The sequence below is a fragment of the Bacteroidales bacterium genome, assembly GCA_013141385.1.
GTDB lineage: Bacteria > Bacteroidota > Bacteroidia > Bacteroidales > Tenuifilaceae > UBA8529.
Window position 1 is genome coordinate 48,091 of record JABFRB010000008.1, and the last position, 20,033, is coordinate 68,123.

General features: G+C 36.0%; 20 protein-coding genes. 6 read left to right on the forward strand and 14 right to left on the reverse strand.

Translation table 11 applies throughout. The features are described from left to right. Window positions 1–168 precede the first annotated feature (168 nt). Window positions 169–945, reverse strand: a complete 777-nt coding sequence (locus HOO91_05010; protein NOU16900.1) for a hypothetical protein — start codon at window positions 943–945, stop codon at window positions 169–171. A 704-nt stretch (window positions 946–1,649) separates the two neighbouring features. On the opposite strand from HOO91_05010, the gene HOO91_05015 reads away from it, so the two are divergent. From HOO91_05015 to HOO91_05035, 5 genes are all read left to right on the forward strand, one after another. Then, entirely contained in the window at window positions 1,650–2,009 is a 360-nt protein-coding gene (locus HOO91_05015; GenBank protein ID NOU16901.1) for a hypothetical protein, read from the forward strand. 607 nt (window positions 2,010–2,616) lie between these two features. Continuing rightward, on the forward strand, window positions 2,617–3,168 hold the full coding sequence (locus tag HOO91_05020) for a sigma-70 family RNA polymerase sigma factor (GenBank protein NOU16902.1): 552 nt from the start codon (window positions 2,617–2,619) through the stop codon (window positions 3,166–3,168). Window positions 3,169–3,401: 233 nt separating this feature from the next. Beyond that, entirely contained in the window at window positions 3,402–4,196 is a 795-nt protein-coding gene (locus HOO91_05025; GenBank protein NOU16903.1) for a hypothetical protein, read from the forward strand. 286 nt (window positions 4,197–4,482) lie between these two features. After that, window positions 4,483–5,361 carry a DUF4097 family beta strand repeat protein gene (locus HOO91_05030; GenBank protein ID NOU16904.1) on the forward strand — a complete coding sequence of 293 codons (879 nt, stop codon included), beginning with the start codon at window positions 4,483–4,485 and terminating at the stop codon, window positions 5,359–5,361. A gap of 168 nt (window positions 5,362–5,529) precedes the next feature. Further along, complete coding sequence (locus tag HOO91_05035) at window positions 5,530–6,210, forward strand: hypothetical protein (protein ID NOU16905.1); 681 nt, start codon at window positions 5,530–5,532, stop codon at window positions 6,208–6,210. 93 nt (window positions 6,211–6,303) lie between these two features. On the opposite strand, the gene HOO91_05040 is transcribed toward HOO91_05035, so the two are convergent. From HOO91_05040 to HOO91_05055, 4 genes are all read right to left on the reverse strand, one after another. Next, window positions 6,304–6,714, reverse strand: coding sequence for a transcriptional regulator (locus tag HOO91_05040; protein ID NOU16906.1), 411 nt, complete (start codon window positions 6,712–6,714; stop codon window positions 6,304–6,306). Between the two features lie 11 nt (window positions 6,715–6,725). Then, complete coding sequence (locus HOO91_05045) at window positions 6,726–7,022, reverse strand: type II toxin-antitoxin system HigB family toxin (protein ID NOU16907.1); 297 nt, start codon at window positions 7,020–7,022, stop codon at window positions 6,726–6,728. Between the two features lie 578 nt (window positions 7,023–7,600). Continuing rightward, the gene (locus HOO91_05050) at window positions 7,601–7,954 is read right to left on the reverse strand and encodes a hypothetical protein (protein NOU16908.1); all 354 of its coding nucleotides are present in this window, start codon (window positions 7,952–7,954) and stop codon (window positions 7,601–7,603) included. A gap of 489 nt (window positions 7,955–8,443) precedes the next feature. Further along, window positions 8,444–10,354 (reverse strand): hypothetical protein, encoded by a 1,911-nt coding sequence (locus HOO91_05055; GenBank protein NOU16909.1) that lies wholly within the window; start codon window positions 10,352–10,354, stop codon window positions 8,444–8,446. 281 nt (window positions 10,355–10,635) lie between these two features. On the opposite strand from HOO91_05055, the gene HOO91_05060 reads away from it, so the two are divergent. Next, window positions 10,636–12,036: a hypothetical protein gene (locus HOO91_05060; protein NOU16910.1), complete on the forward strand. Its 1,401-nt coding sequence runs from the start codon at window positions 10,636–10,638 to the stop codon at window positions 12,034–12,036. A gap of 58 nt (window positions 12,037–12,094) precedes the next feature. On the opposite strand, the gene HOO91_05065 is transcribed toward HOO91_05060, so the two are convergent. The 9 genes from HOO91_05065 to HOO91_05105 all read right to left on the reverse strand — a co-directional run bounded on the left by HOO91_05065 (window position 12,095) and on the right by HOO91_05105 (window position 19,524). After that, entirely contained in the window at window positions 12,095–12,565 is a 471-nt protein-coding gene (locus HOO91_05065; GenBank protein NOU16911.1) for a VOC family protein, read from the reverse strand. A 13-nt stretch (window positions 12,566–12,578) separates the two neighbouring features. Then, window positions 12,579–13,004 carry a polyketide cyclase gene (locus HOO91_05070; GenBank protein ID NOU16912.1) on the reverse strand — a complete coding sequence of 142 codons (426 nt, stop codon included), beginning with the start codon at window positions 13,002–13,004 and terminating at the stop codon, window positions 12,579–12,581. Between the two features lie 8 nt (window positions 13,005–13,012). After that, complete coding sequence (locus HOO91_05075) at window positions 13,013–13,450, reverse strand: VOC family protein (protein NOU16913.1); 438 nt, start codon at window positions 13,448–13,450, stop codon at window positions 13,013–13,015. A gap of 183 nt (window positions 13,451–13,633) precedes the next feature. Further along, window positions 13,634–14,515 carry a hypothetical protein gene (locus HOO91_05080; protein ID NOU16914.1) on the reverse strand — a complete coding sequence of 294 codons (882 nt, stop codon included), beginning with the start codon at window positions 14,513–14,515 and terminating at the stop codon, window positions 13,634–13,636. Window positions 14,516–14,593: 78 nt separating this feature from the next. Further along, window positions 14,594–15,223 (reverse strand): hypothetical protein, encoded by a 630-nt coding sequence (locus HOO91_05085; protein ID NOU16915.1) that lies wholly within the window; start codon window positions 15,221–15,223, stop codon window positions 14,594–14,596. Between the two features lie 626 nt (window positions 15,224–15,849). Next, window positions 15,850–16,398, reverse strand: coding sequence for a DUF1697 domain-containing protein (locus HOO91_05090; GenBank protein NOU16916.1), 549 nt, complete (start codon window positions 16,396–16,398; stop codon window positions 15,850–15,852). 375 nt (window positions 16,399–16,773) lie between these two features. Next, window positions 16,774–17,730 (reverse strand): hypothetical protein, encoded by a 957-nt coding sequence (locus HOO91_05095; protein ID NOU16917.1) that lies wholly within the window; start codon window positions 17,728–17,730, stop codon window positions 16,774–16,776. 49 nt (window positions 17,731–17,779) lie between these two features. Beyond that, window positions 17,780–18,196, reverse strand: a complete 417-nt coding sequence (locus HOO91_05100; protein ID NOU16918.1) for a DUF3830 family protein — start codon at window positions 18,194–18,196, stop codon at window positions 17,780–17,782. A gap of 392 nt (window positions 18,197–18,588) precedes the next feature. Beyond that, window positions 18,589–19,524 carry a carboxypeptidase regulatory-like domain-containing protein gene (locus HOO91_05105; protein ID NOU16919.1) on the reverse strand — a complete coding sequence of 312 codons (936 nt, stop codon included), beginning with the start codon at window positions 19,522–19,524 and terminating at the stop codon, window positions 18,589–18,591. Window positions 19,525–20,033: the final 509 nt, after the last annotated feature.

The following is a 20,033-nucleotide window of genomic DNA, read 5'->3' on the forward strand; positions in this document are numbered from 1 at the left end:
ATCCTTTATTTCATATTTTTAAGTTTATTCATCTTGCCTTACGCCTTATGGTTAAGACTATTACCAGTAGCGGTATGCATAGCACTTAGTTGACAACCAGCACAGATGTATGTGCGGGGGAGGGAGATTCAATTATGTTTCCAAACCCGCCATTTCTTATAGCCTTTGTTAGAGGATGCTTCTTCTTTCATTTAGTTTCGATACTGCCTCTTCAAGCATAGTCGGAATTACAAACATAAGCAAGTTTAAAATTATCCCATTCAATTGATAGCGTGTAATAATTAGATTTCCTCCTTTATCATATGCAACAGTTTCAGAAAATGTTTTCAAAATAAGCCCTTCTCCAACTCCTAAAGTAACCGGTGGAATAACTTCATATCCGACTGTTGATGCAACAGCAATTCTTTTATACGTTATTAGTCTATCTTTCATTGCAATACCTTTGTGATGTTCCAATCCATTTCGAACATCAAAATAACTTTGAACAGACACTTTTATTTCCTCATTTTTGTGATTGACTAATAAAATCTCTAGTTTCTTTGGAATATTCAAGGTAAGGTCTGACGAAACTTTAAGTAGCAGCTCTGCAAATTTTGATTGAAGGAGTATTCCAACATCTTCTATCTTAGAACCACTGGGAGGAATTATATCTTCTCCACCAAGTCTATGAATGGCAATTAATTTGTCCATATAGTCTTGAAGAGAACTTATAATTGATTTAAAGCATTTATTTAATTCTCTTTGTTTCAAGAATTCTATTGGTGGGACAGATACAGTTGAAGTCAAACTCCCTTGTGTTAAAGTATAACAAGTTGTTGAATAATTTTCAAGTTTGACTGCGTCATTAATAATTTGCAATGTTTTTAAGTCACTGCTTATCTCACCATACAGTTGGTCAGCAAATTTGTTTAGGTCTATGTTTATTCTATTGGTCTGATTTTCCATACAGTCGGTTTTTTTGTAAAGTTGCCCCTAACTCTTTTACACATGCCCTAAAAGTATATTTAGGAATATATTATGTACCTTCTCATAATCTTTTATCAAAGTTAGCCAAAATTATTAACCACCAAAATGAATTTGATTTTCTGAATATGTTCAATAATCACCCCTCCTGACACAGTTCATTGAATAGACCCCTTACCTACATTGCCAAGTCACTTTCCTACATACAAAAGTAACTTTACTACATTGTTTTGTCGTTTTTCTACATAGAAAAGTGACTTTCCTACATTCCCAAGTCACTTTCCTACATCCAAAAGTGACTTTCCTACATTGCCAAGTCACTTTCCTACATGGAAAAGTGACTTTCCTACATTGCCAAGTCACTTTCCTACATGGAAAAGTGACTTTCCTACATTGCCAAGTCACTTTCCTACATGGAAAAGTGACTTTCCTACATTCCCGAGTCACTTTTTTACATCCAAAAGTGACTTTACCATATCAATATGGTGCTATTTTACCCAATAAAATAGCAAGGCGATATAAATTTAACATTTATTATGAAATAATTGTCATATAAAAGCAGTTATATAAAATAGTTTTTGCTAATTTTATTCTATGGAAGTTAGCCAACCATAATATCGATTTTTAGCTTTTGGCTATGCTCTTTATTATCTGATTTTATTACTTAATTCTTAAATTTTTCAACTATGGCGTACAAAAAAAGAAGTACCTCATTGGAACAGGAAAAGGCGCAGAGCCGTCTTGATGGCACAAAACAATTCGAAAATCCAATTAATTTTGGCAGAGGACTTACCGAGGTAGACTACACCACCCAAATTACTCTAGTAGATACCCTAACTAAGGAGTACAATTCCATGCTTATTAAAGCGGATGGGATATCGACCCAGCTGGATCAGGCGGAGAAGGATTTGGCAGAGCTATCCAAGCGTTTCCTAAACGCTGTGGGTGCTAAGTACGGCTACGATAGCGTAGAGTACGAGAAGGCAGGTGGCGTTCGCAAGAGCGATTATAAGCGCACCCCAAGGAAAACCAAACCAACGGCTTAGCGATTATAATATCACAGTAAATTAGGGGGGAACCCTAGTGAAATTATTTTTGGGGGATTTAGAATCCCCTTTTTTACTTTTGAACAAATAAATTCTAGAGATAAAGATGTCTCAAAAATCTAAAAACAACTCTCTTTTCTCTCTTTGTATCTCTGTGACTTCTTCGTGATCCTTTGTGTAACAATATTTAAAAATTACACAAAGTTCCACAGAGATTAACACAGAGTTTCGCAGAGGGCTTTTCAGATAGCCTTATCTCTTACTATTTGATGTAAGGTAATCCGAGATTGATTCGTCCCAAAAAACGGGACTCACAATGACATTCCTCGAAGTAGGGTGTCCCCCAACTGCCATTTCTTTTCCCTTTATATTTTAATTCTACTTTAACAGATTGCTTATAACACGAAAAATCAACCCAATTTTACCCCTACCCCTAAAGGGATTGGGTTGATTTTTCTGCTTTCTCCCTTTAGGGTTTGGGGTAAAAAAGCAGAAAAATCAAGTTTATTTCAAATCTGTTAAAGTAGAATTAATTAACTTCCATTTTCTTTGTATCTTTTGTAACCATTTGTCCCCATTTCGGTAATCAATACAGACGATAATAAAAATGTATATCTCAGATATCTCAGACGAAGCGTTGATGCTAAAAGCCCAAGGGGGTGAATTGGATGCGGTGGGGAAACTTTACGAGCGGTATAGCAAGAAGCTCTTTAACTTCTTCCTAAGGCTTACGGCTAATCGCGATACGAGTTCGGATCTTACGCAGAATGTGTTTTATAGGGTTTTGAAGTATCGGGGCAGCTATAACCCGCAGCATCAGTTCAGAACTTGGATGTACGGGATGGCCCGGAATTGCCTTTCCGATTACAGGTTGGATAGCAGCAAACATCCAAACCTACAGGATAAGGATAACGTTCTTTCAACACTATTGGATGATGAAATATCCAGTAATCAGGCATCGCAAGATGCGATACTTTTTAAAGCAATGGAGAATTTATCCTTTGAAGGTAAAGAGCTACTGGTAATGTGCAAGTTTCAGGATTTGAAGTACGAAGAGATTGCCAAAATTACAGGCGATTCAATACCTAATATCAAAATAAAGGTGCATAGAACATTAAAAAGATTGAAGGAGATTTACTTTGAGATGGAAGAATGCTAATTTGAAAATTGGGGGATTTGGGAATTTGAGAATTAACGTCAACTCGATGTAAGGTGTCATCCTGAGCGAAGCGAAGGATCTAATTACTTAAAGGCCAGATGCTTCACTTCGTTCAGCATGACAAAGCAACAATCTAGTACTATATTTAGGATCAATATGTTATGCTTACATCGAACTCACGTTAATTAAGAAATAACCCAATAACCAATAACTCAATAACAAACAACCAACATATGAACTGCAAGGAAGTAATCGAACTTTTACCAGACTATATCGAGGAATTGCTGGGGAAGGATGTGCACGATGAGGTAACAAACCATCTGAGCGGTTGCAATGCTTGCAAGGATGAGCTGGATAAGATGATACATATCGAGGGACTTCTTTCTCAGGTTAAAGAGGAGGAAACGCCAAAGCAGGTTGATTTTGCTTTCCAGATGATGCTTGAGAACGAGAAGAGTGCAAGTAAGCAGAGTTTGTCCGATAAAATAAATCAGAAACATATCTCCCTATCAACCCTAATAAGAGTTGCAGCTGGGTTACTCCTACTTATCTCTGGAGGGTTTATTGGTTACTATATCCGCCCTGCCGAAAAATCAACGGGCGAGGTTGCCAGCCTGAAACAGGAGATGGTTGAGATGAAAAATCTTGTGATTCTTTCGCTTATCAAGCAGGAATCGCCAAGCGAGAGGATTAAGGCGGTAAGCTATATCAAGGAGATATCAAAGCCCGATCCTAAGCTGATAGAAACGCTGTTCAATACGCTAAACAACGATAGAAATGTGAATGTTCGGTTGGCTGCGGCTCAAGCACTATCGAAGTACAAGGATAATAAGGAGATTGCTAGGGGGATTGTTAAATCGCTCGAAGTGCAAACAGAGCCATTGGTTCAGATAATGCTTATCAACCTTGCTGTTGAAACAGGTGGCGAGGATGTTGCGCCCGAGCTTAACAAAATGCTTAAGCGTTCCGATTTGATGGATGAGGTAAAAAGTTACGCACAAAAAGGGATAAAATCCTTAACAATATAATCCCGAATCGCCGGCTTTGGGGTTAAATAAAGAACCTGTTTAAGTTTTTTGATATATAAAGATTTTCGATAGATCAATGCAGGTAGGATTTCCCCCTTTTTTAAGGGGGAACACAAGGGGGTAAATTAGGAACAATTGCATTTTTACCTCCCCTACCCCTCCTTAAAAAAGGAGGGGAGCTGTTTCACCAAAGATTGCTAAAGAATGGCAGATATATAAGGCTTTCATAATAAAACTTAAATAGTTTCTATAAATCAAACAAATAATAACATTAATAATAATTGCCATGAAAACTATAAAACAAGTATTGCTGATATCCATTATTCTCACTGGTCTTTTCGCATACCCTGTAATTGCTCAGGAAGAAAAGGAACACGGTCGCCTACAAAGAATAAATGAGGATAACGATGAAGATGATGAGGATTATGTTACCCCTGCCCCAGTTCAGTATAAAGTGCCTGTAAATGGGAGTCAAATTAAGAAGATTGTTATTAAAAATCTTTTAGCCGAAATCAAGATTATTGGTAGCCAGGATAACGATATCATAATTGATGCTAAAGGACTAGAGGGAGTACCCCAAAGAGCAAAGGGTTTAAAACCGCTTTATGGTAATGGTTGTATGGATAATACTGGTGCTGGTGTTGCAGCAAACGAATCGGGTGGGATTCTAACCATTTGTGGTGCATCAAAGGGTAGCGAGGATGCCAAATACGTTTTTACAGTACCCAAAGGGGTTTCAATTAGTATCGATTACAATTCCCCTTTTGCCAATGAGGATATTGAGATAAAGGATATGGAAGGTGAAGTTGAGGTATCGACATTAAACTCCAGTATCAAGTGTTTAAATGTAACTGGCCCCTTGGTTTTAAATAGTATCAGCGGTGATGTTGATATTAATATCTCGAACCTAAATCAGAATAGCCCTACTTCAATATCGTTAATTAGCGGTGATTTAGATATTACCCTGCCCGCTACTTCCAATGCCAACCTTGAAATGAATTCGCTTTCGGGCGGAGTTTACACCGATTTTGATATAAAGGTCGATTCAAAGGAAGGAAACTTAAAACGTATTGGGGGTAATAATATCGAAACAAAGCTGAATGGTGGCGGTGTTGAGCTTAGTTTGAGCTGTACGAGTGGGAATATATACCTAAGAAAAAAGTGAAAAGTGGAAAATGAAAAGTGAAAAGTGGGAAGTGGGAAGTGGAAAGTGAAAAGTGGAAAGTGAAAAGATAGAAGTTGGAAGATGAAAGTGAACAGCCCCACAGCATCACGACAACACAGCATCACAGCAAAACAATTGAACAGCATCACATTTAATAAATTGATAACGATGAAAAAGTATATAATAGGTTTTATAATATCGATGATTGCTTTTACGGTGAATGGACAAAGGGTTGTTGAGAAGGAAATAACCGTTAAGCCAGCATCGAGCATTGATCTTAAGCTTGAGTTTGCCGATACAATTCAGGTAAAACAATCGAAGGATAATATGCTACGGATTAAAGCCATCGTAAGCATAAACGATAGTCAGAATAACGATAAGTACGAGATAATTGTAAGAGATGATGGCGATCTTTTAAAGGTCAAGGCAAATATCAACGATATGAAATCGATTCAAGTTCCTTGTAAAAACCACAAAGGTTCAAACTCCGAATCGCACAGTGGTGGGTGTGTAAATATCGATATTTACTATGTAATTGAAGTACCCGCTGTTGCTAATCTTCATATCGAAACAATAAACGGCAACATAACTATTGATAATGCGCTATGCGCAATGAGCATTGAATCGATTAGCGGTTTTATCGATTTAAGAATTCCTGCCAAAGCAAACTTGGATCTTAATCTAAAAACCATTACTGGAGGTGTTTACACCAACCATGAGTTTAATATAAATACCGATAATTTTAAAGGAAATCCGGGCGGAACAAATGCATGGTTCAAGCTAGGTTCGGGTGGAAACAAGGTTAAACTATCAACCATTAGCAGTGATATTTTTATAAGAAAGATTTAGCTTTTCGGGTTAGGTCTCGTTATAAAATCAAATAAGCCTGCTGAGTTTTATGCTTGGCAGGCTTTGAAGTTGATTGGTGAGTTTGTCTATACCTCAACCCCGATGAGTTTTTACAGTTGATGGCAACTGTACTTTTTTCCTGTTTAGTTGATAATCTTTCACAAGGATATTCGCTGAGAGGTTAAGTCGAGAGGTTAAATTTCTAATCATATCTACTGTTAGTTTCCTTTTTCTATTCAGTATTTCCGATACTCTGCTTTTACCTCCAATTTCATTAACTAAATCCGATTGCTTTAGATGCATTTCCTCCATCCTTATCTTAATAGCTTCAATTGGGTCGGGTGCTTCAATTGGGAAGTGCTTTTTCTCATAATCGTCGATAACTAACGCCAAAATATTCGCTTCATCGCTCTCTACTGTTCCCTCCGGTGCATCGAAAAGAAGTTCCATTCTTTTCAAAGCCTTTTCATAGTCCTTGTTTGTTTTTAATGGTTCTATATTCATGGCTTTCAGTATTAAATTACGTTTGCATCAATCCTGTCATATTCAGCATGTGTTCCAATGAATCGAATGAACGCCCATTGTTTCTCAAAGTTGAACTTAACAACCAATCGGTAGGAATTTCCTTTAATGTTAAAAACAACTCGACTATCCTTAAGGATACTTGCTGTTGCATAGGTAAGTTTTACGTCATTCGGGGTTTTCCATACTGAACTCATTGCTGTATCAAACCATGTTTTCAGATATTGCTCCGAATCAGGATGTTTCTCCCAATAATCACGCAGTGTACCTTTTGCAAATATTCTTTCCATTCCTTTCTATTGGATTTCGAAACAAAGATAATGCAAAGTTCTCGTTATGGGAACTTATTGGTGGGATTTCTTTTAGTATGGATGTCAAAGTTCCTATGAACCCAAAATTCTAGCATAACTATTGGGTTTTAAACTTGGCAGGCTTTGATGTGTTGTATAAATTTTATCCAAACTCTGACAGGTGGGTGTTGAAAATGATAACGTATTTAAAAAAATGTTCGTTATTTTCTAGCAACGTAGTTGCGTAATATTTGTAGAAAAAAATCGCATTATGTATTTAAGCTCCGTAGGAGCGAAATATAAAACGCTGATTAATATTTCGCTCCTACGGAGCTTAAAATTTGACATTATTTATTCTCTACCAATATTTCGTTTCTACGGAACTTTTTAAAGGCGATAAAAAAAATGAAAAAACTTGAATTTTTAACACCCCATCTGACAGAGTTTAAAACCTTGACTGAGTTATAGGATAATGATTATGTAATTTGTTAATGGAATTTATATAAAAAGTAAAATGTGTAGAATTTACCAAAACATCATCAGCTCAAATGCAATAAAGTCGATACTAGGCACATCCATCATTCTTGTATTTCTGCTCCATTGTCAACTCCCCAGTAAATTTTAGTTGTTTTACCCGGATTGATCTGAAAACCAATTGAAGAGTAGAAAGTCCCTGAATAAACTTTAATGTAATAATTTCCAATATTTAAATCTTTTTCTGCGTTCCCGTAGATATCAAGTTTTAAAACACAAATCGATATATCCGTATTTTCCATTGAATATAGAACTACATCACTATACTTGGGTGGATGGTTGTAAAATGATATACTCAATTTCCCAATATTTGTTTCAGTATCTTTCTTACAGTAAGTCAACGTACTCAATAATATAATTGTCAAAAGTACGATTCGAATACAACTATTTTTTTTCATTTTCAAAAAGGTTATTTGTTACACTTTTATAATTTTAAATCTAAATTAATCATTATTTATATTTATCCATCAAAGTTAAAACTCTTTTTTACAAATTATTAAACTATGATTGGAGTTTTACTTTCATTGGCTGAATTAAATAATTTCCAATTAATTGATTTTGATTGCTATGAAATTAATTTCTTATGATGCTTACATAACTTTACATTCAATGTCGTTTAGTTAAGTTACAAGTCCGATAGGACTTGAATTTGAATAGCCCCCAATGAAATTGGGGGAATTGATAAAGGATAACAATCCAACCCTGAGAAGGGTTGAATGCGACACTTTGTTTAAATATTCAACCCTTTTCAGGGTTGGTAAACAAGAGACTTACCACCTCCGGTGCTACCGGAGGCTATTCATATTCAAGCCCTTCGGGCTTAACTAAACAACATTGATTTTGCTTTCAATATCACAAATCAGAAAGACATTTCTTACAACCCCCAATTATTTAACATGCCAATCGCCCCATGAATTCTGAATTACAGGGCTATTATAAGTTTGTGATTGTTGTTCCTTTTCGTTCACCAAAATCGATTTCACACTTACCTGCTCCTTTAGATAATCCGAAAGCTCTTTATAGGTGATATTCCCTTGGCTTTCCTTTAACTTCTTTAGTAAAAAATAGGTAAACAATCCATGTTTTTTATCCTGGTAAGGTAAAGCAGATTGATCTTCGCTTGTTGCAGTATAAACCACAATATTCCCGGTTAGCATATTATCTTTTGGTTTCACCTTAACGCCACGGGCAGTTAGTAAACCCTGATTTCTTGCACCGCCACTAAAACAGGCATCGAGAAAAACGGTCACCCTTTGATTAGGGAATTCTGTAAGCTCTTTATATATCTCGGATAGCTTAAACGCATACTTTAAATCCTTTGCCGAAACATCTACGGGTATAATATATGGTTCTTTTGTTATTTCATCGGGAAATCCATGACCAGCATAGTAAAAAATCAGCTCCGCTTTCCCTTGGGTGTTCTTGGATAACAGATTAATCTTGCTGATTGCTCTATCCATCTCAATAGATCTTGCATTAATCATGAAGATGATATTGTCTTCGGGGACTCCAAAAACATTAACCGCATACTCCTTGAATATTCTGGCATCACGCTCGGCAAATTCAACGTTTACCTCGCTGTTCAAATCACGCTGGAACGATGAGTAATCCTCGTTTCCAATGATTAATGCAAACCGATACGGATATTTAGTTGGATTATTGGGAATATTAATATCAACATCAACTTGTGTATCGGATACTACTTTTGGACTTATTGCTTCTGTTGATACTTTTTGAGCTTGCTGATTATCCGATGCTAAAGTCTTATCTAAATTGATTTTAATATTATTTCTATCGAGTAGTAATTTGAATTCAGGATCATTCTTTATTAACCTAAAATCATTTAGATTTCTCTCAAATGCTTGTGCATCATTAAGACCTTTGCTAAATGCGCGATTTAGACTTTTATATGCATCACTTCTTTTTCCATTTAAGGCAAATATTCTTGCTTTCTGATAGTATGAAAAATAGCTAAGAGAATCCAATTCAATAGATTTATTAATTGAATTATATGCCTCATCAAATTTATTCATATATGCAAGGCACATAGCAGTATTACCATAATACAATGATATTTCGGGGGCCAAATCTGATGCTTTTTTATACTGGATATATGCTTGCTGATAATTTTTTAATCTTACATAGCAAACACCCAAATCATTATAAATTTTATGCGCATTGGGCTCTAAATCAATTATCTTTAATAAATCATTAATGGCCTCGTTATATTTCTCTTCTCTGGTCAATAAGCTGGCTCTCCACTTCAATGAGTTTAATCGATTTGGATCTAAACTAATTACTCTTGAAAAATCTTCATTTGCCTCCTTAAACATATTTTGATTATAATAACATATCCCACGTCCTTCGCAGGAATATATTATGTTATTATTAGAATTATTTAGATTTATTGATTGAGTAAAATCGTAAACTCCACCGTAGTAATCCTTCATTTCGAGTTTAATCCATCCCCGCCAGTTATAAGGATTGTATTCGGTAGATAGGAATTGTAGAAAAGAAGCATCACTATTCATTTTGGATATTACCGTGTTAAAATCGGCTAGTGCTTCATTATTCATTTTTGCCTTCCGATAGGATTTTCCTCTTTCGAAATAGTACTTAATTCCATTGGTACGTTTTATCAACGCTGAGTATGTTTCAATAGCTTTTGGATAGTCGCCGCTATCAAATGCTTTCTTTCCTACCTGTTCTAAACCTTCTCCGCGTTCGCGTTGTCCAAACAATATCACGGGTGATATTAAGCAGAGAAGTAAAAACAAAGTCGTAATTTTGGTTTTCATGGTTACTTGTTTTGAGTTAAATAACCTTATCGTATTTATGAAAGATGCTTTTAAATCAAAATACAGAAGGAATGCATCATCCAAAATAAAAGAAGTCTATTTATTATAAATCAATTGCAATGTCAAAGTTACTAAAACTATTTGTTAGGAATCACGAGTATTGTAAAAACTGTTAAAGATAATATGCAAAGGGTTGAATGTATATTGACTTGATTCTCCATTTGGTAAAAAAATACTATCTTACGTTTTTAAATTTAAAATGACCTTTAAAAACTATTATTATGGAAAAAATCTTTAAAAAAAATCTGCTAAGAATTCTATCATTATCTATTCTGATACTACTTCTATTCTCTTGCAAGAAGGATAAGACAGATGATTTTGATAGTTTAGACCTCCTAAGTAAAATAAAAACCTTAGAAGGGGTAACCGTTACCGAAATTCCTCCACAAAATGGCTACCCAAGGGAGTTTCAGATTGATATTATTCAACCAATCGATCATAATAATCCTAATGGTGCAAAATTTACTCAACGAGCCTACCTCTCGCATGTAGATGAAACTAAACCTATGATTTTTGCTCCTAATGGGTATAGATCTACACCCTCATCGGGTCAAGAAATAGCTGGAATACTCCAAACCAATTGCTTAAATGTTACCCATAGATATTTCCTTGATTCACGACCCGATCCATTAGACTGGCAGTACCTAACCATTCAACAGGCAGCGGCAGATCATCATGCTATTGTTGCCCTATTCAAAAAAATTTACAAAGGAAAATGGATAAGCAGCGGAGCAAGTAAAAGTGGGTTAGCATCTCTGTTTCATCGTAGGTATTACCCCAATGATGTTGATGCAACCATCGCTTATGTTGCTCCCTTTACGTTCGGCATTAAGGATGAACGTTACCCAACATATCTTCGAAATATTGGCAGTAGCGGTTGTTTTGATAAGCTAAAGGCAATTCAGCAGTATGTACTGAAGCATCGTGCCGATTTTTTACCGTTAATCAATACTTATATTCAGTCGAGTAGTAGTACCTACACAATGGATAAAGAACTGCTTCTGGAGTTAGATATTATGGATTATCCTTTTATTTTTTGGCAGTATAATAATATTCCCTGCTCATCCATTCCCGATACTACAACTAGTACACCAACCCAAATTTTTAATCACTATAGCAGCCTTGTTCCTATCAGCAACTTTTCCGATAATACCATTGCATACTACGCACCCTATTCCTACCAAGCAATCACTGAGCTAGGAGCTCCTGCTTACGAAACAGGTTATCTGAGTGGTTTGCTTAAAAAGGTTGATCCAAATGCATCGGGAAATCCGAATTATGAACTATTGGCTCCAACGGGTATCTCGTACAATAATTTTAATAGCACTACAGTACCCGAGATTTATAGCTGGTTGCAAAATCATGGCGATAGGATTATATATATCTATGGAAAGAATGATCCTTGGTCTGCTGGGGCAATAGAGCTAACAGGAGCGGCTGATGCAGTTTTCATAATGCAAAACGGGGCAAACCATCTTGTTAAAATCACCCAGCTTGATAATCCAAGTTTGGTATATGATGCACTGGAAAGATGGTTGGGAATTCAAATAAATCTAACAAAAAGTCACAGAATATCTATAGATGATAAAGAAATGGAGGGGTTTAGATTGAATGGGAATTAAATTGTTTCAAACCGTCAGGTAAACCTGACTGTTTTTGGATCAATCAGTTATCAAGATTTCAAGCATTGATTATTTTTTCAATATCAAACTTTCTCATTTGCATAAAAGCATTGGTTACTCTACCTGCTCTAGCGGGATCGCTCATTAATTCGGGTAGTATGGTGGGAACAATTTGCCACGAAACCCCAAATTTATCCTTTAGCCAGCCACACTGACTTTCCTCTCCCCCGTCAGTAAGTTTATCCCAGTAATTGTCAATTTCCTCCTGTGTATCGCAGAATACTTGAAACGAAACCGCCTCTGTAAACTTAAAGATTGGTCCGCCATTCAATGCAGTAAATGGTTGTCCGTTGATTTGAAAGGCAACTGTTAACACAGTACCCTCTTTCATACCATGAGTCTCAAAACCTTCCTTTCCGTAACGGCTAATGTCTTCGATTTTGGAGTTCTTGAAAATAGAGGTATAAAAATTGGCTGCTTCTTCGGCTTGGATATCAAACCAAAGGCAAGGTGTAATTTGATTTTTCATTGTACAATAATTGTTAATGAGTCTCAGTATATTTTTTAAAGTTATCCAGTATTGCTTGCCAACCGCTTCGTTGTAGTTCAGTAGGATTTTCGGTTTCCGGTTCAAAAGTTTCAACAACCTCAGTTTTTCCACCCAAATCACCAAAAATAACCTTTACTTTTCTTCCATCGCCAAGGGTATAATCAATTTGACTATTTATCACCACTTTATCATAAATCCCCCATAAATCAAAACCTACACTACCATCCTTGGCCTCCATTCTATAGCTGAATTTACCGCCAACTCGTAAATCATTTTCAGCTTGCGGAGAGTGCCAATCATCAGAGGCATTATTCCATTTGATAATATCATCAGGAGTTGTCCAATTTTCCCAAACAATTTCAATGGGTGCGTTAACGATTGTCCACACCGTAATAACAGTTTTTTCAATCGATTCCATGGCTCCTATTATTTTTCCACACAGTTAAACATCCATTGTACACCAAATTTATCGGTGCAACTTCCATAATAAGCTCCCCAAAACATTACTTGTAGCTCCATGGTTATTTTACCACCAGCAGATAATGCATCAAAAAGTTTTTTGGTTTCTGCTTTAGTGTCGGGCTCAAGGCTGATGTAAACGTTATTCCCAAAATTCACATTAAAGCCCATAGATTCTGGAGCATCAGTACCCATAAGAACATGTCCACCAATTAGAGGCAGTTCTATGTGCATGATCAGATTTTTATCTTCATCGGCTAATGGAGGCATTCCCTCCGATACAGGAATATCACTAAAACGTGCAACTCCTCCACCGCTGAATTCCCCACCAAAGACAGATTTATAAAAGTTGAATGCTTCCTCTGTATTCCGAGGAAAGTTGAGATATGTATTTACCCTTGCCATATATTTCTGTTTTGTGATTAGAAATTAATAAACAAACAGATTATATTTTTGTTTGAATACTATTCTAATCCCCCAAGTAGGAATGTTTCAATGGTGTGATATGGAAGGAATTTGGATCTTCCAAGTTGTTATAAATATCTTTTAATAGCCGTGTTAAAACGGAAATATTTTCGTAACGTGTTACTAATTGCCCCACTCGTTATTAATAAATGGTAGTTTTTGCTTTTCCTCGCTTAATCTAGAATTAAACTGTCCATATTGATTCATTGCACTAATTTCACTTAAACATTGTGAATATTCTGATTGATAACTATGATCATCAAAATTCTTTATGAGTATATTATAGTAAACACCAGCTTCAATCCAGTTTCCCTCTTTCATGAAATTCTCAGCTAATTCTTTGGTTTTCTGCATTGAGCATCCAATAATATTTTCCTTTAAAATCTGATTATCTGGATGATACCCTAAAGCCTCCTTATACTTAGCAATTGCTGCATCCCAGTGCCTAGCTTTTGCCTCTTTTACTCCTTCGTTCCATGCTTTATAGAAATAGCATTCGCGAATATTATCTTTAAGTTCTTGCATACTTTTAGCATCAGTAAAAAATTTCATCGCCTCATTATAAAACAAAATAGCTTTATCATAATTTCCTTTATTTTGAGCATCAACACCTTTGTCCCATTCTTTTAATCCTTTAGCTAGTTTAATCCATGATTCATATGACTTAGTATCCTTAAGATAAGCTTGAGATTCCTTAAAATGCTTTATAGCCTTATCCCAATCCCTAATATTCCATGCACCAATTGCCTTATTATACTCACTTGTGTGCTTCTCCCTATATATTGAAGAAATTACATCGCTTGATGATGGAGCGGATTCGCGATATTCATTTGTTACAGTTTTAGTAGAAACACCTTGTTCATAACCTCCACCACCACCTGAAAGATTAGGTTTATTAATTGTAATGGTCATAGATCCATCGCCGCTGGTAAAACTAGTCTGAGACTTTACCTGTAGAAAGGTAATCGTCAAAAGACTTAATAGAATCAGTAGTTGCTTTTTCATCGGGGTTGAATTTTAATGTGGTTACTTATAAAACAATAATAAATGGGTTATCAAAGTCGATAAAACTATTTAAAATGACTAATAAATTTTAGATCCTATAAAAAAACTAATAGAGACTGCGTATGGTTCATTTAATGTAAAATCCTTTAAAGGAAAATTCTGCATTGCAAACTCTTTTGGCCTATAAACAAATCTTATAGACACTCCCGTAGTGTTTCGAAAGGGCGAGAAACAAAAACCTCCGTAGACAAGCGGGTTAACTATTCCTGGAGAGGATTTTTTTACTGGATCAAACGAATAATCCTCATTCTGTTTCCAGCCGTAAGCAGCAACATCTATCAAAAAACCTGCTGTGAATCTTATTGCAATTGATGTTCCAATTCGGATAGTAGGTATTATTGGGTAATAACGAATCCCTGCACTTGCTTCCAATAAGTATAACGATCCTTTTACAGCAGGCTGAATGTTAATGTTTTTCAGATCAATTTTAGTATAGTCTGCCTGACAGCAAAAGCCAAACGCTCGCCCACCAATATTGTAACCAGCTGAGAAGCTATAAGGAGAGGTATTATTTAGCTTGCCTCCAGCATATTGTATCTTCTGCTCATCGATAATGTTATAGCTTAATTCTCCAGACCAAATCCAATTTTGAGCGGATACATTGATAAAAAGGCAAGTTGTTAGGATAGTTAAGAAAAGTGCCTTCATAAATACTGTTTTGTTTAATCAATTTATTACACAAAATGCTAATTTAAATAAAAAGTGTTAAATCTCACTAATAATTATCCCTTGTTTTTATTTGTAATTGAATAAGAAAAATGGTCGTTTAGCCGCCCATTAAAACAAAAACAAAAGGCCGCCCCAACCTATGGGACAGCCTCTTTCGAAAATAATCACCTCTTCCTACTTGTTCTTAGTATTTGCTTCCAGTTTGCTAACCATCAATAATAATTAATACAGTAATGAATTACAGAAATTCTATTAGCTTTCAATTATATCAACTTAACGAAACATCAATTTATTTTGGTATTTATCTATTTATTGATTACTATATCAAATAAATTATGAGTAAAGATAATATAATACGGTATTAAAAATAAATTGTTCTATAAACATTAATAAAAATATATTATTATATATTTTATCTATATGATACTTATAAGTTTAATATTAATACACATATCAATATATATCTTATAAAATTGAGCAGATGATAAGGTGAAAAGTTTAAAAGGAAAAATGATTTTTTGATAAGAAGGGATGTGTATGTTTAGGTTCAATCGAATAAAACCTAAAATTGAAATCAAATATAATATTTGCTAAGTGTTTGAATTCTATTTATTAACTAATTCAAGTAGTTTGGTGGTAGTATTCCAATTCCGAATGGTCATGCTTTTATAAACAGGAAGTGATATTACTTTAGTTAAGTAGCTTTGCCCTGCCTTGCTTATAAGCCGAGAGAAATAAAGGACTCCATTTCCTGAGTATACATTATCAATGCCTTCTCTTGCTTTAATGCTTTTAAGTGCCTCATCGGGGGTAAGTGGCTCTTTTAAGAAAACAACATCGTATCTATACTCTTCGGGCAATGTACCAAAGCCGTTTGGTGCTTTTTTTACTGCATTTTCGAGTAGGTTGCTGTGAACAAGTACTATCATCGATTTGTAGCTAAAGGTGTCGGATAGTACTTTTTCTATCATTTTTGATAGTTTGATTTGATCGCTTTCGTCGGATTTAAACAAAACATTACCGCTTTGGATATAGGTAACAACATCGGTAAAGCCCATGGATTCGAAGCAGGCTTTTAAATCAGCCATTTTGATGATATTGTTTCCTCCAACGTTTATACCTCTTAGTAGTGCTAAGTAATGATTTTTTATCATGGTTTTTGCTCTTTAAATATTATCAAAACCACTAAACTACATGTTTGTTTCAACACAGATGCAAAAATCGCAAAATGCGATTAAACGGAAACATTTGTGATATTAACCGCAAGGTAATTATTCACCACGGAGACACGGAGATCACAGAGTTTTATTTCAATAGTTGTTTCACCAGTCACAGAAAAAATTGCCTTGAAACAACTTGGCAAATTGTTTAGTGGCATGCAACACCAATATTTTTTTTAATAATCATCTCTGTGGCTCTCTATGTTCTCTATGTCTCCGTGGTTTTTATTTTTATTTCACCTAATGCTGAGTAGTTACACCGCAAGTAGTATTAGTAAATAGTAACAGAACCTACAATATGGCAAGCGGTTATGGTACTTTAATCTCCTTTATGCTTTTTATTTTAAATTGAATGGGAATTGCACCATACTTTAGTATTGTTGATAGCGCTTTTGCTTGATCAACTGTCATATCACTGGAAATTGTGGATTTGCCGCCCGTTATTTCCGAGCTTACTCTTGGATAGAAGAGCACGTTGTTATCGATATTTATTGCTAACGCTCTTCCAATATTATTTTTTGTGATTTCGGCCCAAGTTTTACAGTATTCAGGTTTTAGCGTGAATTTTGTTTCCCCAATGTATGATTTCTTGATTGCTTGTGCGTCCAGAACCATTTCGGAGGTAATTGGTTGGTAGCGTCGTGGGGTTTTTAGTGCAATAAGCGGGAATAGTCCGCTACTATTAATTCGTGCCCATTTAAAATCAAAATCCATTGGAAGCAATACTTTAATAGCATTAAACCTTAAGATGGAGCTTACCAATGCAGTATCCTTGGAGTATCCTATTTCAGGGCCATTGATTAGGTTTCCGTCCGATGAAATGGCTGGGTATAATACTCGGAATAGCGGAAGGTTTGTTAGCTTATTCGTGGAATCGATTGGAAGTTGAAATTGGAAGTTGAAGTTATTGAACAAACTCTCATTTATGGCTTGTAAGCTTTTATAAATTTCGTTGTTTTCATAGGTTTCTACGATGCTTAATTTCCCTGGTATAAGTAAACTTTCTTTGTATAATAATGAATCCTTTGCTAGCGGTAATTTAACCTGAATTGTATTCTTCCCCTCAATTAATTCTACAGTTGGGCTATTAGGGCAAAGTAAATCAACTCTGCTTTTTAGAATATCAATGGCGGTAGCAATATCCTTCTCTTTTGCCGCTGTACTAGTTATATCAATATCGATAATTAAACCTCCGCTATTCTCAACGGTTTTTGGTTTACAGGAGATAAGAACAATTATCAGTAAAAATCCTAAAAACTTTTTCATGTGTTTATATTTTAATGTGTTATACTGGAATAATATTATAATTAAAAAGTTAATCAAGTTTATCAAATATTATCTCTTGTGTTCCGTGCTTCCAAATATCATCGCCAAGCTTTTTAAGTAGATCGATGTCCTCATCGAACACTTTGGCAAATATATTACAGCAATCGAGCCCTTTGCCTTCGCCGTAGTATATTCCCATGCAATTTGATGTTTTAGCCCTTTTTGGATTTAACGGACCGTATACAACCTCGCCAGGTTGGGTGAATACGGAGGCGTTTTCCTGAATAATGTCGAGCTGTGGTGCGCCATCAATCCATATTTCTTGACCAGAGACCCTAGCATGGTAAAAGTTACGGGTAAAAGGTAGCAACATTGCGAATGCGTTGGATGTTATGGGAGCATCATCAATATAATATTTGAAGCGAATAATGATGTTGTCGCAAGTTTTAATTGTAAATCCTTTCATGGTTTTAGCCAGTTTTAGCTAGGATCAACACTAGCAATTTGCACGACTAAGGTATTAAAAAGATATAATTTTACAAGGGGGGTTGGGAGTGTGTTGCTGTACTACTGTGTTGCTGTTGTGCTGTGAGGCGGTGTTGTGGTAAGGCTGTTGACAGGGGGTATTAAAGACATTTAGTGCGAATTGGAGATATATAATAAACCAATTTTCGCTATGCTTGTTTGTGCTATATGTGTTTATTATAGACGTTACTAAATTAGAAGTTGTAGACTCTTTTGGATTATCTACAACTTCGATTTGGTATTATTAGATGATGCAACAAGGTTGGTTTTTCATTCCCAACATTCCATCAACTGGCTTTGCTTCCTGTGATTTAGTGCTTGTTTTCCGGCTACTTAACTTTTGATAAGCTGAAAGGTGAATTCAGTTAGTTTACCTCGTGAAACGGTAATGGTGGTAGTTTGCTGGATGAATCCAGGTTTGTTAACTATTACTGTGTATGTTCCTTCGGGTAAGGATCTGACGTTTACGCCCCCTTTTTTAGCAGTTTTTCTTACCAAGTTGGGTTTTCCGCTGAGGCTTTTTTCATTGTTACTTTTGTCAATAAGCGTGAAGGATATTTCGGCACCATAGATGGGTTGATTGGTTGTTGCATCGGTAACTATGCCTCTAACAGAGAGGGTGCTTTTCCTAGTAGTGATAATACGACGGGCTGCTTTATAGCCATTGTAGAAGTTGGAGTTAGATATTTTAACGATTTCGACAATTAGATCCATGTTTTTTAGGGCATTGTCGACGATGTCGAAGTATTTTGTTAGCTGGAGGGTGCTTTGCTTTTTTTCGGTAATGCCTATACGGGGCTTGGGTGCAGAATTAAGGAAATCTGTTATGGCATCGTGAAAACTGCTTTGGGTTGCTTCTGTTATCCCATAGGTTGATAGGGCAGCTAGGTTTGATTGTGTAAGATTGTATATTCCCTGAATGTAGTCGACTAGAGCAGTGTCGGATAATCTTTTTAGGTCGCTTTCCTTGAATTTTATTTCACTGATTAGTACGTTGTTGCTGGTGTGATTGGCGAAGGCAATCAAGCGACGTGATGTGTCGCATCCGATGGCGATAAGGTTGTCTTTTAGGTGGTGCTTGTCTACTGCAAGGCCTTTTTTGTCTAACATTTGCAGTTCACCGAAGGTTCTGATTTGTGCAACTCCATCTTTAAATATTGTGTAGTAGATTGAGAAGTTGGGGAGCGTGTTAGCTGTTCGAACGTTGATTGATATGAAGTTGTCTGTAACAAGGTACATACTAACTTTACTTTCCTGACGTATTTCCATTTTTTTATGTTTTTAGTTTGATAATGTTGTTTTGGTTTTTCTGATTTAGGTTCGTGGTAATGCTTGCTGTTCCATTTTTGCTGCTGGGCTTGCCGGCTTGTTTATCCTACAGGTTTATTGGTTCAGGCAAGGATTACGTTTGAATTGCTAAGTCAGTTTATGTTGTGTTTGATTTCATATCGTGTGCCAAAAAGTTGTTTTTTTTGTTTGTGGTGCTTGTTTTAACAGTTTTTAAGGTTTTGGGTGTTGTTGTGGGGCTGTTTTGCTGTGGTGCTGTTTTGCTGTTTTGCTGTGATGCGGTGATGCTGTGGGGCTGTGATGCGGTGTTGCTGTTTTGCTGTGGGATTGTGGGGCGGTGAGGCTGTGTTGCTGTGTTGCTGTGCTACGGTGCTACGGTGCTACGGTGCTACGGTGAGATTGTTAGGCAGCTAGGCTGTAGGCTGTTAGGGTGCTTGGGGTGCTTGGGGTGTTTGAATGTGTGATGTGTTCTAGGGGGGATAAGATCCGAG

What these genes read in the sequence shown, in the direction of transcription:
- HOO91_05025 (NOU16903.1), top strand. Translation starts at nt 3,402, where the DNA reads ATGAACTGCAAGGAAGTAATCGAACTTTTACCAGACTATATCGAGGAA.
- HOO91_05045 (NOU16907.1), bottom strand. Translation starts at nt 7,022, where the DNA reads ATGGAAAGAATATTTGCAAAAGGTACACTGCGTGATTATTGGGAGAAA.
- HOO91_05105 (NOU16919.1), bottom strand. Translation starts at nt 19,524, where the DNA reads ATGGAAATACGTCAGGAAAGTAAAGTTAGTATGTACCTTGTTACAGAC.
- HOO91_05010 (NOU16900.1), bottom strand. Translation starts at nt 945, where the DNA reads ATGGAAAATCAGACCAATAGAATAAACATAGACCTAAACAAATTTGCT.
- HOO91_05050 (NOU16908.1), bottom strand. Translation starts at nt 7,954, where the DNA reads ATGAAAAAAAATAGTTGTATTCGAATCGTACTTTTGACAATTATATTA.
- HOO91_05015 (NOU16901.1), top strand. Translation starts at nt 1,650, where the DNA reads ATGGCGTACAAAAAAAGAAGTACCTCATTGGAACAGGAAAAGGCGCAG.
- HOO91_05060 (NOU16910.1), top strand. Translation starts at nt 10,636, where the DNA reads ATGGAAAAAATCTTTAAAAAAAATCTGCTAAGAATTCTATCATTATCT.
- HOO91_05020 (NOU16902.1), top strand. Translation starts at nt 2,617, where the DNA reads ATGTATATCTCAGATATCTCAGACGAAGCGTTGATGCTAAAAGCCCAA.
- HOO91_05040 (NOU16906.1), bottom strand. Translation starts at nt 6,714, where the DNA reads ATGAATATAGAACCATTAAAAACAAACAAGGACTATGAAAAGGCTTTG.
- HOO91_05080 (NOU16914.1), bottom strand. Translation starts at nt 14,515, where the DNA reads ATGAAAAAGCAACTACTGATTCTATTAAGTCTTTTGACGATTACCTTT.
- HOO91_05070 (NOU16912.1), bottom strand. Translation starts at nt 13,004, where the DNA reads ATGGAATCGATTGAAAAAACTGTTATTACGGTGTGGACAATCGTTAAC.
- HOO91_05030 (NOU16904.1), top strand. Translation starts at nt 4,483, where the DNA reads ATGAAAACTATAAAACAAGTATTGCTGATATCCATTATTCTCACTGGT.
- HOO91_05090 (NOU16916.1), bottom strand. Translation starts at nt 16,398, where the DNA reads ATGATAAAAAATCATTACTTAGCACTACTAAGAGGTATAAACGTTGGA.
- HOO91_05100 (NOU16918.1), bottom strand. Translation starts at nt 18,196, where the DNA reads ATGAAAGGATTTACAATTAAAACTTGCGACAACATCATTATTCGCTTC.
- HOO91_05055 (NOU16909.1), bottom strand. Translation starts at nt 10,354, where the DNA reads ATGAAAACCAAAATTACGACTTTGTTTTTACTTCTCTGCTTAATATCA.
- HOO91_05095 (NOU16917.1), bottom strand. Translation starts at nt 17,730, where the DNA reads ATGAAAAAGTTTTTAGGATTTTTACTGATAATTGTTCTTATCTCCTGT.
- HOO91_05075 (NOU16913.1), bottom strand. Translation starts at nt 13,450, where the DNA reads ATGGCAAGGGTAAATACATATCTCAACTTTCCTCGGAATACAGAGGAA.
- HOO91_05065 (NOU16911.1), bottom strand. Translation starts at nt 12,565, where the DNA reads ATGAAAAATCAAATTACACCTTGCCTTTGGTTTGATATCCAAGCCGAA.
- HOO91_05085 (NOU16915.1), bottom strand. Translation starts at nt 15,223, where the DNA reads ATGAAGGCACTTTTCTTAACTATCCTAACAACTTGCCTTTTTATCAAT.
- HOO91_05035 (NOU16905.1), top strand. Translation starts at nt 5,530, where the DNA reads ATGAAAAAGTATATAATAGGTTTTATAATATCGATGATTGCTTTTACG.